The sequence below is a fragment of the Citrobacter sp. Cpo089 genome, assembly GCF_030332695.1.
Taxonomy (GTDB): Bacteria; Pseudomonadota; Gammaproteobacteria; order Enterobacterales; family Enterobacteriaceae; genus Citrobacter; species Citrobacter portucalensis.
In genome coordinates, this window is the sequence record NZ_JAOWHJ010000056.1 from 58,548 (window position 1) to 73,470 (window position 14,923).

The following is a 14,923-nucleotide window of genomic DNA, read 5'->3' on the forward strand; positions in this document are numbered from 1 at the left end:
CTAGACTAAAAAGTTGGGGTTTAAATCATCAAACGGTACGCTTCGCTTTTTGCTTATAACGGTCGAAGATCACCGCCGCCAGCAGGATGAGGCCACGTACCACATACTGCGCGAACGGAGAGATATTCAGCAGGTTCATCGCATTCTCAACTGTACCCAGGATCAGCACCCCGGCCACCACATATGAGATTTTTCCGATGCCGCCTTTAAGCGAAACGCCCCCTAACACGCAGGCCGAAATAACGATCAACTCATAACCGATTGAGGTCATTGGCTGGCCGCTGGTCATACGCGATGCGAGGATAATCCCGGCAATGGCGGATACCAGACCGGAAAGAATAAAGATAATAATCTTGGTGCGAACAACCGGAACCCCAGCCAGGCGCGCCGCCTCTTCATTGCCCCCAATGGCCAGGGTATTACGCCCAAACGTGGTTTTGTTCAGCAGTAAGCCAAAGACAATGAAACAAACGACCGTGATCCAAATAGGCGCCGGCAGACCAAACCAGTTAGCATAGCCGAGTGTGAAGAAACGCTCGTCTTCAATCCCGACAGCCTTACCGTCGGAGATAATGTAGGCCAGACCACGTACAATCTGCATCGTCGCAAGAGTCGTGATCAGGGCGTTAATTTTTAACCGCGCAATCACGAACCCATTCACCAGGCCACACAGAATACCGAGCAGCAGCCCGGCAGCCACACCAATCCACAGACTTTCGGTCATGTTAATGACTACGGCAGTGGTAACACCAGCACAGGCAATCACAGATGCGACAGACAAGTCGAAATCACCGGATGCCAGACAAAACAGCATCCCACATGCGACCATGCCCGACATCGATACTGCCAGCCCCAGTCCCTTCATATTGATGAAGGTGGCAAAGTTTGGCACAAAGAGGGAACAAACCAGGAACAGCACGGCGAACACCACCAGCATGCCGTATTGATCCCAAATGCGGCCCAGATTTAGCGCCGACTTCGCAGCACCTGAACCCGATGTAGAAACGGAAGACATCATACTCTCCTTATTCAGGCTACAGCCTGGCTGACTTTAGGCATAGCAAGGCTCAACGCCTGGCGCTCATCCGCCTGTTCATGAAGTAACTCACCGGCAATTTCGCCTTCTCTCATCACCACAATACGGTCGGCGACACCGAGCACTTCTGGCAGGTCACTGGAAGCAAACAATACGGCCACACCGCGCGCCGCGAGGGCATAAATCACGTTATAAATTTCATGCTTGGCGCCCACATCAATGCCGCGTGTCGGCTCATCCAACAAAATCACCTTCATCTCTTCCGATAACCAACGACCGAGGATAGCCTTCTGTTGATTCCCGCCGGAGAGGTTCATGATCAGTTGCTCTGCACCCGGCGTTTTGATGTTGAGTGAATGAATATGGTGATCGGCATTGGTCTCTTCCCAGCCGTTGTTGATCACGCATCCCCCCAGAACATGCTTACGCCGTGCACTAATGTTGATGTTGTTGCGCACTGAATGGACCGGAATGATCCCTTCGGCTTTGCGATCCTCCGGGCACAGCATCATACCCGCTTCAATGGCATGGCTTGGTTTACGGATATCGATAGGCTGTTCATCAATAAATACCTGGCCCGCTGTGATACGCGTACCGCCGAACAGCCCTTTCATTAATTCGCTACGTCCGGCCCCCACCAGGCCAAACAGCCCGACAATTTCACCGCTTCGCACAGATAAGCTGATTGGCGTACGCACGCCAGGAGCTTTGACTTCATGCAGCCGCAGACGCTCTGTGCCATACGGTCTGGATTTCCAGCCATAGATATCCCCGAGGTCACGCCCGACCATCGCCTGCACCAACGCATCGTGATCGACCTGCTGCATGTCCGAGAACGTTTTGACGTAATGACCATCTTTAAACACGGTGATGGCATCGCTGAGAGCAAAAATCTCCTCCATACGGTGCGAAACGTACAGAATGATACGTCCTTCGTTGCGCAGCTCACGGATAACGCGAAACAGATTCTCAATCTCGCGAGCCGACAGGGAGCTGGTTGGTTCATCAAAGGCGATAATTTTGGCGTTTCGCGCCAGCGCTTTTGCAATCTCCACCATCTGCCACTGGCCAATGGAGAGGTATTTCAGTGGGGTATCGGGATCAATATCCATCCCCAGATGCTTCAGCTGGATTCCTGCTTCATAGTTCAGCAGCGAGCGGTTCACAATCCCGCCTTTGTGCGGTAACTGCCCTAAGTAAATATTCTCGGCAACGGTCATTTCCGGGACGAGATGCAGTTCCTGATAAATAATGGCGACACCGGCGTTGAGTGCGGCAGTGGTATCCGCGAACGAAACTTCCTGTCCGCGGATCGTCAGAGATCCCGTTGTTGGCGCATAGTTACCGCTGAGAATTTTTAAGAGTGTTGATTTCCCGGCACCATTTTCGCCCATCAGTGCATGCACCTGTCCGGCATAGCAGTCGAAACTGATATCCGTCAGCGCCTTAACGCCCGGGAACGTTTTGCCAATGCCGCGAAATGAGAGATACGGGGTAGACTGTTGCATAACGTCTCCGTGAGTCAGAATTTTACCGGCCTGGAAAACCGCCGGACGTAGGCCCGGTAAGCACAGCGCCACCGGGCATTGCGCCGGATGGCGGCTTCGCCTTATCCGGCCTACAACATCGCAGCATTTCTGTTACTTACCGCCTAAGCCTTTCTTCGCCAGCTCTTCTTTGAAGTTATCGCGGGTAATCAGCACCACATCCGTCACTTCAGTGAATGCCGGTGGCTCTGCACCTTTCGTTACCCAGTTGTAGAGCATTTCACTGGATTTATAGCCGTGCACGTCCGGGCTTGGCAGCAGTGAACCGTAGAACCCGGTCGCTTCGCCTTTAGACAGCTCGCTAACCGCGTCAACGCCGTTGATCCCGATACCAATCACGTTTGGTGCTTTGAAGCCCTGCCCTTCGGTAGCACGTACGCCACCCAGCACGGTGTTGTCGTTCATGCCGACAATCAGCCAGTTTTTGACTTCAGGATGCTGAACCAGCATGGAGTTGGCGGCGTCAAATGCGCCGGGGATGTCATTCGATTTTGTTGGGACCTGGTAAATTTGTTTTTCCGGGAAGCCTGCGGCTTTAAGCGCTTCCATTGAACCAGAAGTACGACGACGTGCGGTATCCAGTTCGTTGGCGGTAATGGCCATTACGGCGGTGGATTTCACATCCCAACCGCGTTTTTGCATCTCCTTGTACAGCTCCTGGCCCTGGCGTTCACCAATTTTGGTTGCCGCCATCATCACCAGCGGCACGGTATCCATCGGCTTACCTTTAGCGTTGGCAAACTGGTCGTCGACGGCAATAACTTTCATATCGTAGCCACGCGCCTTAGCCATAATGGCTGGTCCCAGTTTTGGATCTGGCGTGCAAATCACAAACCCTTTTGCTCCACTTGCAGCCAGGCTGTCGATGGCGTTAAGGGTTTTCTCACCATCCGGAACGGCAATTTTAATCACCTCAAAACCAAGGTCTTTACCGGCTTTATCGGCAAATTTCCATTCAGTCTGGAACCACGGTTCTTCCGGCTGTTTGACCAGGAAACCGAGCTTCATGGATTCAGCGATAGCGGATTGTGACATAATGGCAGCCAGACCGATGGCAGCCAGCGCTTTAGTGAATTTGTGCATGGTTAACTCCAGCTTTAACGTTCTTTTATGTAGGGTAAAATCAGACGATTTTTTGTAATTCGGACGTAAAACAAGGCATTACCTTTTATTGATAAGATCAATGCCAGTGCTGAGAGTATTTTTAGCGGGAAATTGATTCTCCATAAGAGAGCGGCATCACACCACAGAATTACAGTAATTGCGTACATAAATTCAGCGGGAAATGACATAAAAAAACGCGGTTTTGTCGACGGGAAAAAAGAGGGATAGCAGATTAGTCCATAACATCAGCCAACGAATCCTTGTTCCCGAATACCGAAGCATTCGGGAGCACAATGATTACCATCTGTAATAAATGTGGTCAGCATGATCGCGAACCGGAATGTCATCTTCCAGCAGACGCGCTGAAAGCGTGAAAGCAAAATCGAAAATATGCCCTAACCCTTTGCCGCTAATAAGGTTGCCATCTTCAACAACCGGCGCATCAATATATTCTCCATCCGCGACGTTTTGCCACAGATCTCCCGAACACACATAGCGGCGCCCCTTCAGCAGGCCGTTGCCGCCCAGCACACGCGCCGCCGCAGAACACACCGGGCAAATGAGTTTTCCTGCATCGTCATGGCGAGCGATAAACTGGGTGACAGCCTCACTGGCGGCAAGGTTAACACTGCCCTGCGGCCCGCCGGGTAACACAACGGCATCATAAAGATCCGTCTGACGCGCAGCCAGCGTGCTGTCCGTCACCATCGGCACGTCATGGTAGCTCACCACCGCACGGGACTCGGCGCAGGCCAGTGTTTCAACTTCGATCTGCAGGCGGCGCAGAATATCAATGGTAACAATGGCTTCCGCCTCTTCAAAACCAGGTGCCAGTAGCACGGCAACCTTTTTCATACACACTCCTCGATTTTTCCAAATACACCAAACAATAAATGCCGAATCATTCAGGCGCTTAACTTTATTAATTTCCACAAAACTGATCTGGCGCAAAAAATTAGCCAGCAGATAGCGTTCACCGACGCGGGTCAATGGTGAAATTTCTTCATCCGAAGACCAGATAATCATCTGGCGACAGACAATACCTGATTGTGAAATTCCATTTCGTGATATGAAACATCATTTCATTATCAATATTTTACTTTAATCCCATAAATATCAATCTGTTATATTCACATCATTTATATGCACAAGCGGAAAAATCACTAATATTGCTATGACAATATGTAAAAAATCATAAATACGCAGATTTAAGGATTTTCTTATGTCGGGACTGGAGTTATGCTGAATCTCGATCGGGAGCGAATATAATTCGTGATCACTAAAGGACCGGCGGAACGGATTTATTCTGCTAACAGTTTTAATTGTACGTAGTGGTGACGTGTAGCGGCAGCCCGTTGCACTGACGTTAGTAACGTACATTCCCCTTTCTGGAAATAAGGATATTGATATGGCTGCAGTTGGAATTGTTCATAAACTCAACACACAAATGAACCTCGAGTTCTACGCATCGAATCTTTACCTGCATCTTAGTGAATGGTGCTACGAACACAGCCTGACTGGCACCGCAACCTTTCTACGCACCCAGGCGCAAGGTAACGTGACTCAAATGATGCGTATGTTTAATTTTATGAAAAGTGCCGGGGCTAACCCTATCGTCAAGGCTATTGATGTTCCGGGTGATGAACTAACTTCCCTTGAAGAACTGTTTCAGAAAACGCTGGATGAATACCAACAGCGCTACAGCAAGCTATCACGCTTAACTAATGAAGCAGAAGCCTTGAATGATGCAACAACCATTGATTTTCTTCACGATCTGGAAAAAGAGCAGCAGCAGGATGGCGTGCTGTTACAGACGATTCTTGATGAAGTCCGCAGCGCTAAACGTGCGGGACTGTGCATGGCGCAAACCGATAAGCACCTGCTGAACGTCGTGAACTATCAACATCACTAATCTTCAATTTTCATCGTGTTAATGCCGGATAACGATGCGACGCACCTTATCCGGCTGGTGCTTAATTTTCTCTACGCTCACGCCTCTCATTCTGCGAGGCGCAAAAAAACCTTTCTAAAACCTGAAACAACGGTTTATTTTAGTGAGATTCATTCTGCGGCGTGAATTTCAACTCGATCAAGGCAACCGCTTTTTGTATTGCGCGCATAGTGACCGGATCGGCACCTGCAGGATGGCTGGAAAAGTCGATGCTTTTCAGCTGGCTGGACATTTTCTCCCGAACTTCTACTGGGGCAATAACATCAAGAACATCCAGAATCTGCTTGATAACCAGCTGACAGGCAACAACGTCCGAGAGCAGTTCCTGATCGGCATTCAGTGTTTGGGACATAGTGAGCTCCTTATAGAAAGGTCGTCATAGTACCCATTCAACGAACGAAACGATAGCCGCGCATGCCTTCCGAATGCGCTGAAAATAAAAATAGTTCCAGTCAGTTTCTTTTGAGATGGCAAGCACAACATGAGTGAACATTTTGCGGTTGAGAACAAACGCGGTCTATCCCCGGCGGCATTACTGGTTGCCGGGGCTTTCTTTATGGAGTTTATTGACGGCACGGTGATTGCCACCGCACTGCCCGACATGGCGAAAAGTTTTGGCGTGCAGGCAGTTGACCTAAACATAGGTATCAGCGCCTATCTGATCACCCTCGCGGTACTGATCCCCGCCAGCGGCTGGATTGCGGATCGCTTCGGCGCCCGAAAGGTGTTTACCCTTGCACTGGCGATATTTACTCTCGCCTCGGTTTTATGCGGTTTGTCCGAAAGCCTTGAGAGCTTTGTCGCCATGCGAATCTTACAGGGTATAGGTGGTGCGCTAATGGTTCCGGTTGGCCGACTCGCGGTATTACGAACCACGCCTAAACATCAGTTGATCACCGCTATTGCGACCCTGACCTGGCCCGCGTTAGTCGCACCCATCATTGGCCCTCCCCTTGGCGGATTCATTACCAGCTATGCCAACTGGCGCTGGATCTTTTTCATTAATGTACCGCTAGGAATACTGGCGATTGCGCTGGCGCTACGTTTTATTCCGGATATTCATGACGACGAGCGCCGCCCATTTGATATAACGGGATTTATCGCAACCTCTGTTGCGATGGTGAGCCTGGTGTATGCCATGGAGTTACTGGGAACCCAACAGCCTCAGGGCTGGCTGACCGCCGGACTTTTGGCGCTAGGAACAGTGACCTTTCTGTTTGCCCTGCATCATTTTCATCGCACCGCCTGGCCAATGATTCGCCTTGATGCCATGAACGTCCCTACTTTTCGCGTCACCATGTATGGCGGATCGCTGTTTCGTGCCTCTATCAGCGCCGTGCCGTTTCTGCTGCCGTTAATGTTTCAGGTAGGTTTTGGCATGAACGCTTTTCACGCGGGTTCGCTGGTACTGGCGGTATTTGTCGGCAATCTGACGATTAAACCTGCCACCACACCGTTGATACGCTGGCTGGGATTTAAGAAACTGCTGTTGATTAACGGTGCACTTAACGTTCTGGCGCTGCTGGCCTGTGCATTAATTACACCACAGACCCCTGTGTGGGTTATTTTGCTGGTGTTGTATCTGGGCGGCGTGTTCCGCTCAATTCAGTTTACCGGCGTCAGCACACTTGCCTTCGCTGACGTCCCCGCGGCACAAATGAGCTACGCTAATACGCTGTTCAGTATGGCGACACAATTAGCGGTGGGGTTGGGCATTTCTTTAGCCGCTATTGGCATCCGCATTGGCGATGTGGTCAGTGAAAAGCTGGCATTGGGCAATATTCCGGGGATCAGTTTCCGGCTGGCCTTTGTCGCTATTGCCATTATTTGTCTGGTAGGTATGGTGGATACGCTGCGGCTCACCCGTGATGCAGGAAGCGCAGTATCGAACAAGAACAGGTAGCCCGGAGGGTGAACGCCGCCGGGCCAACAGGATTTAGCCAATCACCTCGCGTACAAACGCTTCGATTGCTTTGTCCTGGCAGTTTTCAAAGAAGCACTGCTGGAAGCGCGGGCCTGATACAGCGGTTTTCACCAGTTCAGGATCGATCGCGCGCAGCGTGTCCAGATAATTTTCTTTTACCACAGCCGCTTTCACCTGATTCAGAATACCGGCGTTACGCACCTGCGGCTCTTTACGCTCCGGTGGGTAGCCTTCACCGTTACGCCCGGTGAACGCTTTTTCAAACATATAGCGCACATTCAGCTCAGCACCCCAGCCAAAACCTTTGGCGAATGCCAGAGAAAGCGCGTTGCCGTTGTTAATCTGAGAGAACAAGAACGCATCTGCAGGATCAAGGCAATAACCACACACCACACCCGGATGGATATTCAGTGACATCATTGCCCCCTGGCCCGTACCGCAACCTGTAACAACAAAGTCTACAGCTTTGGAATTAAGCAAGATGCTGGCCATAATGCCTAAATGGATGTAGGTCAGATGATGATCATTTTCGTCGCTCATCCCAACGTTATAGACCGGAAAACCTTTCTCATCCGCAACGGCCTTAAGCTCGTTATGGATGATGGCGTTTTTGCTTGCCTGGCTGTTTTCCATCATCAATGCAATTTTCATTCTGTACTCTCCTGAATGCGCTGCGGTAGCCCGGTGAAAGTCATAACATTCAGCCACATTACTATTTTGCAATCACACTTTCAAATTTAATGAAATTTAGTTTTAAAAAACAAAGTTGCGCTCACATTCCTGTCTGAACAGTTCAGAATTGCCGCAAACAAATGACCTCGTTGTGATTAATCGCAGGTGATCTTCGGGCTATTCAAGCCATTGATGAGGGTCTCTGTATGCCATGATAGTGTATCTTCGAACTTTCAGAGCGATCTCATGAAGACTTTTATCCTGGCGCTTTTGCCGCTCATGCTGACAGGATGCACAATCACAAAACAGGCACAGGTCAGCGAAGCCAGCGCCATCACTGGTGTGGTTCGCCTCACTTATAATCAGGCCATGTTACAAACAGCACGTACCGATGACTACGTTACCCAAGGGACAGCCACCAAAGAGTGTCAGCGCCTGGGCTATGCCAGCGCAGAAGCGTTTGGTCAGCCGGTGTCAACCTGTAGCGTGTATGCTGGCTCTCTGTGCTTAAATACCAAAATTACACTCGCCTGGCAGTGTCATGGTGTCGCGGTGCCCCAATCACCTTCTTTCAATTATTAATATTTCCGACCAGCTCATTTTTGCTGGTCTTTTACCACTTTATTATTTATATCCTCCGTTTAATATCGTTAATGCGTTTTATTCCCATTCGCATTTTTAATAAATAAATTTATTATTTTACCTTTTGCAAATAATTAAATAACAAATTATAGTGGCGCCACGTCAATATATAATAACGTTTGTGGAGCAGAACCATGCTGAAAACAGAAATGATCAACCAACTGAATGAGCAAATGAATCTTGAATTATATTCATCTCTGCTCTACCAACAGATGAGCGCGTGGTGCAGCTATCACAGCTTCGAAGGTGCCGCCGCATTTTTGCGCCGTCACGCTCAGGAAGAGATGACGCACATGCAGCGTCTGTTCGACTACCTGACCGATACCGGCAGTTTGCCGCGTATTAATACCGTTTCTTCACCCTTTGCTGAATATGCGTCTCTGGATGAACTGTTCCGTGTTACTTACGAACACGAGCAGTTAATCACCCAGAAAATTAATGAGCTGGCACACGCGGCAATGACCCACCAGGATTATCCAACCTTTAATTTCCTGCAATGGTATGTTGCAGAGCAGCATGAAGAAGAGAAATTATTTAAATCTGTTATTGATAAGCTGTCGCTGGCAGGAAAAAGCGGCGAAGGTCTTTATTTCATCGACAAAGAACTGGCTACGCTTGATACACAGAATTAATATTTTAGGGCAATGATGGCAGTCCGCCATCATTACCCCTTGAAATCAGTGACGGCAGATCTTGCTTTCGTGCGTAGAGAAGCCGTCTTCTTTTGCAATAAACTTTCCCTTCGCCGCTAAAAACGCCACCAACTCGCCTGCTGTCATATCCGCCGCAGAACAAGTGTGAAAACGCGCCTGCTCGCCGAAACGTGCCGTAATCGCCGCTTCAAGGCTGGCATTTGAATACTGCTCGCCAGATTCAATCATCATGTTGAGCACTTCGTGACCGTGAATAGATTCCATACTACCTCCTTAATAAAGTCCGTAGCCTAATGTGAACCGCACATCGTCGCTTTGCGCTAACGCAGGTTTATCAGCAGATAAATGTCATTTGTTATACACCTTAACGGTCAAAGCATCGTAAAGATTAATGTACAGCCATTGTAACGGTGATTTGACGAAAATAGCGTTTTGCCTTAATCTGCGCCGCAGATATAACCATTGATTATCTCTGGGACAGAGGAAAGCGTGAAAAACAGAACCCTGGGTAGTATTTTTATCGTGGCGGGAACCACGATTGGTGCCGGTATGTTGGCAATGCCGCTGGCTGCGGCAGGCGTGGGGTTTAGCGTCACGCTGGTATTGTTAGTCAGTCTTTGGGCGTTGATGTGCTACACCGCGCTGTTGCTGCTTGAAGTGTATCAACATGTTCCGGCAGACACCGGGCTGGGCACGCTGGCAAAACGTTATCTTGGTCGTTACGGACAATGGGTAACGGGCTTTAGCATGATGTTTTTAATGTATGCCCTGACGGCGGCGTACATCAGTGGTGCAGGTGAACTGCTGGCTTCCAGCATCAGTGACTGGACCGGAACAAATATATCTCCGACGACAGGTGTACTGCTGTTCACCTTTGTTGCCGGTGGCGTGGTTTGTGTTGGGACCTCGCTGGTCGATCTGTTCAACCGTCTGCTATTCAGTGCCAAGATAATCTTCCTGGTGGCGATGCTGGCTCTGTTAATGCCGCATATTCATAAAGTGAACCTGCTTACGCTGCCGCTGCAACAGGGGCTGGCGCTCTCCGCAATCCCGGTCATCTTCACCTCATTCGGTTTTCACGGCAGTGTTCCCAGTATCGTCAGCTATATGAACGGTAACATTCGTAAACTGCGTTGGGTGTTTATTACGGGTAGCGCTATTCCTCTGGTCGCCTATATCTTCTGGCAATTGGCGACGCTTGGCAGCATTAACTCGACAACGTTCATGGGGCTATTAGCCAACCACGCAGGCTTAAATGGCTTATTGCAGGCATTGCGTGAAGTCGTGGCTTCGCCGCACGTCGAACTGGCGGTGCATCTGTTTGCTGACCTCGCGCTGGCGACCTCTTTCCTCGGCGTTGCATTGGGATTATTTGACTACCTGGCCGACCTCTTCCAGCGCCGCAATACCGTAGCGGGAAGAATGCAAACCGGCGCGGTGACCTTCCTGCCGCCGCTGGCATTCGCGCTGTTCTATCCGCGTGGTTTTGTCATGGCATTAGGGTATGCGGGCGTTGCCCTGGCGGTGCTGGCGCTGCTCATTCCCTCGATGCTGGCCTGGCAGAGCAGAAAACATAATCCGCAGGCCAACTACCGCGTAGCAGGCGGTGCTCCGGCGCTGGCGCTGGTATTTTTGTGCGGCATTGTGGTGATAGCAGTACAGTTTTCTATTGCAGCAGGATTACTACCAGAAGTGGGTTAAAACAAAGGGGCTTTCGCCCCTTTCTGTTAGTGCAAACAGCACTGCTTATATTTCTTGCCGCTGCCACACGGACAAGGGTCATTTCGCCCTACTTTGGCATCCACTTTCACCGGTACTTTGACCGGCGTTTCCTGAGGATGCGCCATCCAGTAAGCATGCAGGTCCAGCGCTGCCAGGCGGATGGCATCGACGCTCTCTTCAAACGCTTCCGGCGTTAGTTTCTCAACCACCGCAAAGTTCTCTTCCGTACCGTGCAGCGCAATAGCTTCAAGTGCTGGTTTTAACGTGTCCGGTAACGCGGACCAGTCTGACAGTGCGACGCCGCGCATATAACCAAAGCACCACTCTTCAACGATGGTCAGTTCATGCTCGTCAATTTCACGTAAACCAAACAGCGGCTCAAACTGCTCAGGATATTCATCCAGACGATCGGCCGTATCCGCCATATGTTGAAACGCCAGGTTCATGAAACGCGTCATTTCTGTTTCGGAGGACCAGCGAGGGACATACTGCGCGCCGCCCCAAATCGCGACCAGCCACTGCTCTGGTTCAATTTCATACGGTGAACTCAGCACCGCTGTCAGCAAACCATCCAGTTCTGACACATCCAGAATAGCCTTGTCTGTATTGTACTTAGTCAGTACATCATCCAGCCATTCCAGTTCGCTCTCGTTTAATGGTCCCGTTTTCATAACGCTTTTCCTTAGTCAAAAAATCTTGCCTGTGATCATCCTACATGGCTGGAGGGATAACAGATAAAAATGGGCATATGCGGCATACAGCTGCCGCCTGTTCAGGTTAACAGGAAACGCGTGGAATTCCGGAAGTTAACGCACAAAAGAGAACACTAAGCCGCCGGGCATCATACCGGGAAAACACAATAAAACCACCCGTAGGTGGTTTACTGTTGTTCAATACGGTTGAGCGTTGCGGTATAGCCCGTTTTCGCTACCGCGTTAAGTAAAGTATCGGTTGGGAAACCTTCTGGCACAATCGCTTCTGCTTGTCGGGTTTTTAGGGAGGATTTTGCTTTAATCACACCGTAGGTTTCACGTAGCGCCTGATTGACCGAAATAACGCATAACGAGCAGGTCATATTTTGTATATCAAGCACCACTTTTTGATTGGCCGCCTGAGCCCACAGCGGCAGAAGCAGGCATGCAACTGGCGTGAAGATCTTCATTCAAATACCTCATAAAACCAGGCAACGAGCGTTGGATAAAATAGCACCGGCAAAATCAACGCCAACGCGCACCAGTAGAGAACGCGCGCTTGCTTCAACGTTAACCATCCGGAACACCACAGCCGCCTGGAAAAATAGAGCCGCCAGAAGACGCGCAGTAATAAACCCAATGACACCAGCATCAGGGGAATTCGCAAAAACTCAAACTGGGTGAAAACAGCAAAGCTCGCCGCCGAAATACCAAACAGCAGATAGAGCAGCGGTCCAACGCAGCATAAGCCAGCGGTGACGGCAGCCGCCGCGGCCGTCAACAGGGTGAGTCCCGCCCCTTTAGCGTTGTTCTGTGGCAACATAGCTGTAGGAGAACGCTTTAGGATCATAGAAATTGATCGGGTCACCATCGACTTCAGCGTAAGGATAGCCAAAGTTGTTCATGGCTCCCTGCTCCGTTGCCGGATACAGCTCGAAATCACGCCCGTAGTTGAATCCAACCCAGTTCATTTCCCAGTTACCAAACAGGTAAGTGTTTACCGCCTGGACATCGGCGTCCTGATGCGACTTTTTCTCTGCCAGACGCATTTTGGTCACATCAGCAGGATCGCACGGTAACCAGCCGTAACCGGCCAGATAGAATTCGGCGCGACAATGTTGTCCGCCACTCACATCAGCGACACCTGCACTGTCAGCTTTGCCAAAAGCGCTTTTCGAGTAGCGTTCGAGCTTATTGGCTTTACCCAGACGGATGCCAAACAGTTCGCGTGCCGGAATACCGCTGGCCCGTGCCAGAGCAACAAAAACGGAGCTCATGTCGGTGCATTTTCCTTTGAGCTTACCGCTTTTTAAGATCTCCGCCACATCCCCCGTGCCGCAGCCGATAACGTCGTTATCGCGCTCCATATGGCTACTCACCCACTCGTAAATCAGGCGTGCTTTTTTCAGCGGATCCTGCTCATTACCGGTAATTTTACGTGCGGTTTCCAGAACCTGCCCATCAACTGGGGTATGTGTCGTCGGCAGTAGGTACGGTTTTACATCCAGCGGATAAATAATCTGCTCCGGCGCTTGCCAGGTTTTCAGCGCATCCTGCTTCAGCGGCTCCCAGTCGGCGGTTTCAATGTCGATATCAACGTCAATCAACAGTTCGCCCTGCGAGTCAGGCCAGGTGGCAAACAGCGTTTTCGCGCCATAAGTATTATTAGTGGTAACGTACGCATGCTTGTAGTTTCCGCTAAAGGCAAGCGCCGTCATTTGTTGAAACGCGGTATCTACCGGAAGCGGGATCCACAGTTTTACCACGCCGCTCGATCCCTTAGGAGGGTTAAGTTTATACGTCTGGGATAACACAAAGCGCCGACGCGCGACTGGTGCAACGGATGGCTCAGCGGCGTGAACCGTCTGGCTAATAACCGCAGGACCGACTAAACCGGCGGCGGAAAGGAGAACGCTATTTTTGAGAAATTGTCGACGTTGCATTGCTGTCTGTCCATGTTGTAAGAGTTGAGCTACGGCTAAGAAGGTAAAAACCGTGTGCGATCATCACAGCAGACAGACGCTGACATAAAAAGGTGAGCCGATGGAGGTTATTCATCAATAACAGACCTGTTAACTGTGAATGAAATAAGAAACTGCGCGACAGATAGTAAGCCATAGGCAGGCAAAAAGTACAGCCGTGAGAGCGAGTTCAAAATATATAAACATTCGTTGCCAGCTTACGGGCTAACCCTCTGGCCCCTTCGCGCATAACCATATCGTGATTCCAGCGAAAAACGGGTGCCGCCAGCGGAGCCAGGTAATTCATCCAGCGAATCGTGGTGCGAACATTCCAGTCATATCTGACGATGGTTTCTGCGCCACTGGCAGAAAAAGACCACACGCCTCGCCCTTCAACCGCCCCGCTGGCTTGCCCCTCAAGCAGCGAGCAGGGCAGAATATTCAACACGTTGATGTCAAAGGTTAAGCGATAAGGAAGCGCTCCTTTCCAGGTATAACGATGCAGCGCCCCAATGCCCTGTATATCACCTTTTTTAATCTCAACAATGCGTTCCAGACTTTCCCACCATTCAGGCCACTGATCGGGATGAGAAAAAATATCCCATACCTCCTGAATAGAAGCCTCAACCCGCCAGACAGTGGAAAACCGATAGTTAGCCATAATACAGACTCCCTCAAGGCGAGAAGAAATTGGCGGGAAAACGGATGTTAATGACCATAGCATCCAGAAGCACGGTTTCTAATCGCTGCTCATCTGGCGCATAGCTGATCACTTTGGCAGGGAGTCCGTGATAATTATCCAGCCAGACGTCATAACGATGTACTCCATCAACCGCCATTGTTCCAGGCCCAACCACAGATACGTGCGTCGTCGCCCGTCCTGCAAGGTTTTCCTTACCAACTGTGGTTGTTGTCCCTTCGCGTTGCAGATGACGAATATGGTGATGCTGCCAACTTACTGATTTAGTGTATGATGGTGTTTTTGAGGTGCTCCAGTGGCTTCTGTTTCTATCAGCTGT

Annotated in this window: 17 protein-coding genes and 1 pseudogene; 5 read left to right on the forward strand and 13 right to left on the reverse strand. The window is 50.2% G+C overall.

What is annotated here, in order from left to right:
- Positions 1-28 precede the first annotated feature (28 nt).
- The 4 genes from araH to OGX92_RS12410 form a co-directional block, all read right to left on the reverse strand.
- Positions 29-1,015, reverse strand: a complete 987-nt coding sequence (gene araH / locus OGX92_RS12395; RefSeq protein ID WP_003034609.1) for an L-arabinose ABC transporter permease AraH — start codon at positions 1,013-1,015, stop codon at positions 29-31.
- A gap of 14 nt (positions 1,016-1,029) precedes the next feature.
- Positions 1,030-2,544, reverse strand: coding sequence for an arabinose ABC transporter ATP-binding protein AraG (araG, locus tag OGX92_RS12400; RefSeq protein WP_125112498.1), 1,515 nt, complete (start codon positions 2,542-2,544; stop codon positions 1,030-1,032).
- 132 nt (positions 2,545-2,676) lie between these two features.
- On the reverse strand, positions 2,677-3,666 hold the full coding sequence (locus OGX92_RS12405) for an arabinose ABC transporter substrate-binding protein (protein ID WP_003833897.1): 990 nt from the start codon (positions 3,664-3,666) through the stop codon (positions 2,677-2,679).
- 318 nt (positions 3,667-3,984) lie between these two features.
- Positions 3,985-4,542 (reverse strand): DJ-1/PfpI family protein, encoded by a 558-nt coding sequence (locus OGX92_RS12410; RefSeq protein ID WP_003833898.1) that lies wholly within the window; start codon positions 4,540-4,542, stop codon positions 3,985-3,987.
- A gap of 553 nt (positions 4,543-5,095) precedes the next feature.
- On the opposite strand from OGX92_RS12410, the gene OGX92_RS12415 reads away from it, so the two are divergent.
- Entirely contained in the window at positions 5,096-5,599 is a 504-nt protein-coding gene (locus tag OGX92_RS12415) for a non-heme ferritin-like protein (RefSeq protein ID WP_003034597.1), read from the forward strand.
- 139 nt (positions 5,600-5,738) lie between these two features.
- On the opposite strand, the gene OGX92_RS12420 is transcribed toward OGX92_RS12415, so the two are convergent.
- The gene (locus OGX92_RS12420; RefSeq protein WP_003034595.1) at positions 5,739-5,990 is read right to left on the reverse strand and encodes a DUF2766 family protein; all 252 of its coding nucleotides are present in this window, start codon (positions 5,988-5,990) and stop codon (positions 5,739-5,741) included.
- A gap of 129 nt (positions 5,991-6,119) precedes the next feature.
- Here OGX92_RS12420 and OGX92_RS12425 point away from each other — a divergent pair, with 129 nt between their 5' ends.
- Positions 6,120-7,541 (forward strand): MFS transporter, encoded by a 1,422-nt coding sequence (locus OGX92_RS12425; protein WP_286586602.1) that lies wholly within the window; start codon positions 6,120-6,122, stop codon positions 7,539-7,541.
- A gap of 33 nt (positions 7,542-7,574) precedes the next feature.
- Here OGX92_RS12425 and OGX92_RS12430 read toward each other — a convergent pair whose 3' ends face one another.
- Positions 7,575-8,213, reverse strand: a complete 639-nt coding sequence (locus OGX92_RS12430; RefSeq protein ID WP_003034591.1) for an RpiB/LacA/LacB family sugar-phosphate isomerase — start codon at positions 8,211-8,213, stop codon at positions 7,575-7,577.
- 267 nt (positions 8,214-8,480) lie between these two features.
- Between OGX92_RS12430 and yecR the strand changes: the two genes are divergently transcribed.
- Both yecR and ftnA read left to right on the forward strand, forming a co-directional pair.
- Complete coding sequence (gene yecR / locus OGX92_RS12435) at positions 8,481-8,816, forward strand: YecR family lipoprotein (protein WP_008785081.1); 336 nt, start codon at positions 8,481-8,483, stop codon at positions 8,814-8,816.
- A 194-nt stretch (positions 8,817-9,010) separates the two neighbouring features.
- Complete coding sequence (gene ftnA, locus OGX92_RS12440) at positions 9,011-9,508, forward strand: non-heme ferritin (RefSeq protein ID WP_003833905.1); 498 nt, start codon at positions 9,011-9,013, stop codon at positions 9,506-9,508.
- Between the two features lie 45 nt (positions 9,509-9,553).
- On the opposite strand, the gene OGX92_RS12445 is transcribed toward ftnA, so the two are convergent.
- Complete coding sequence (locus OGX92_RS12445) at positions 9,554-9,793, reverse strand: YecH family metal-binding protein (protein WP_003034586.1); 240 nt, start codon at positions 9,791-9,793, stop codon at positions 9,554-9,556.
- Between the two features lie 225 nt (positions 9,794-10,018).
- Between OGX92_RS12445 and tyrP the strand changes: the two genes are divergently transcribed.
- Positions 10,019-11,230, forward strand: coding sequence for a tyrosine transporter TyrP (gene tyrP, locus OGX92_RS12450; protein WP_003833907.1), 1,212 nt, complete (start codon positions 10,019-10,021; stop codon positions 11,228-11,230).
- A 26-nt stretch (positions 11,231-11,256) separates the two neighbouring features.
- Here the strand turns inward: tyrP and OGX92_RS12455 are convergent, their stop codons facing one another.
- The 6 genes and pseudogenes from OGX92_RS12455 to OGX92_RS12480 form a co-directional block, all read right to left on the reverse strand.
- Complete coding sequence (locus OGX92_RS12455; RefSeq protein WP_286586603.1) at positions 11,257-11,922, reverse strand: YecA/YgfB family protein; 666 nt, start codon at positions 11,920-11,922, stop codon at positions 11,257-11,259.
- A gap of 209 nt (positions 11,923-12,131) precedes the next feature.
- Positions 12,132-12,413 carry a heavy-metal-associated domain-containing protein gene (locus tag OGX92_RS12460; protein ID WP_286586604.1) on the reverse strand — a complete coding sequence of 94 codons (282 nt, stop codon included), beginning with the start codon at positions 12,411-12,413 and terminating at the stop codon, positions 12,132-12,134.
- Complete coding sequence (locus tag OGX92_RS12465) at positions 12,410-12,766, reverse strand: hypothetical protein (RefSeq protein WP_286586605.1); 357 nt, start codon at positions 12,764-12,766, stop codon at positions 12,410-12,412. Before OGX92_RS12465 ends, OGX92_RS12460 begins: the two co-directional genes overlap by 4 nt.
- On the reverse strand, positions 12,744-13,886 hold the full coding sequence (locus tag OGX92_RS12470; protein WP_286586606.1) for a transglutaminase-like domain-containing protein: 1,143 nt from the start codon (positions 13,884-13,886) through the stop codon (positions 12,744-12,746). The genes OGX92_RS12465 and OGX92_RS12470 overlap by 23 nt, the downstream gene beginning before the upstream one ends.
- A 208-nt stretch (positions 13,887-14,094) precedes the next feature.
- On the reverse strand, positions 14,095-14,565 hold the full coding sequence (locus OGX92_RS12475) for an SRPBCC family protein (protein ID WP_286586607.1): 471 nt from the start codon (positions 14,563-14,565) through the stop codon (positions 14,095-14,097).
- A 13-nt stretch (positions 14,566-14,578) separates the two neighbouring features.
- Positions 14,579-14,923, reverse strand: a pseudogene (locus OGX92_RS12480) (hypothetical protein); the annotation flags it as partial.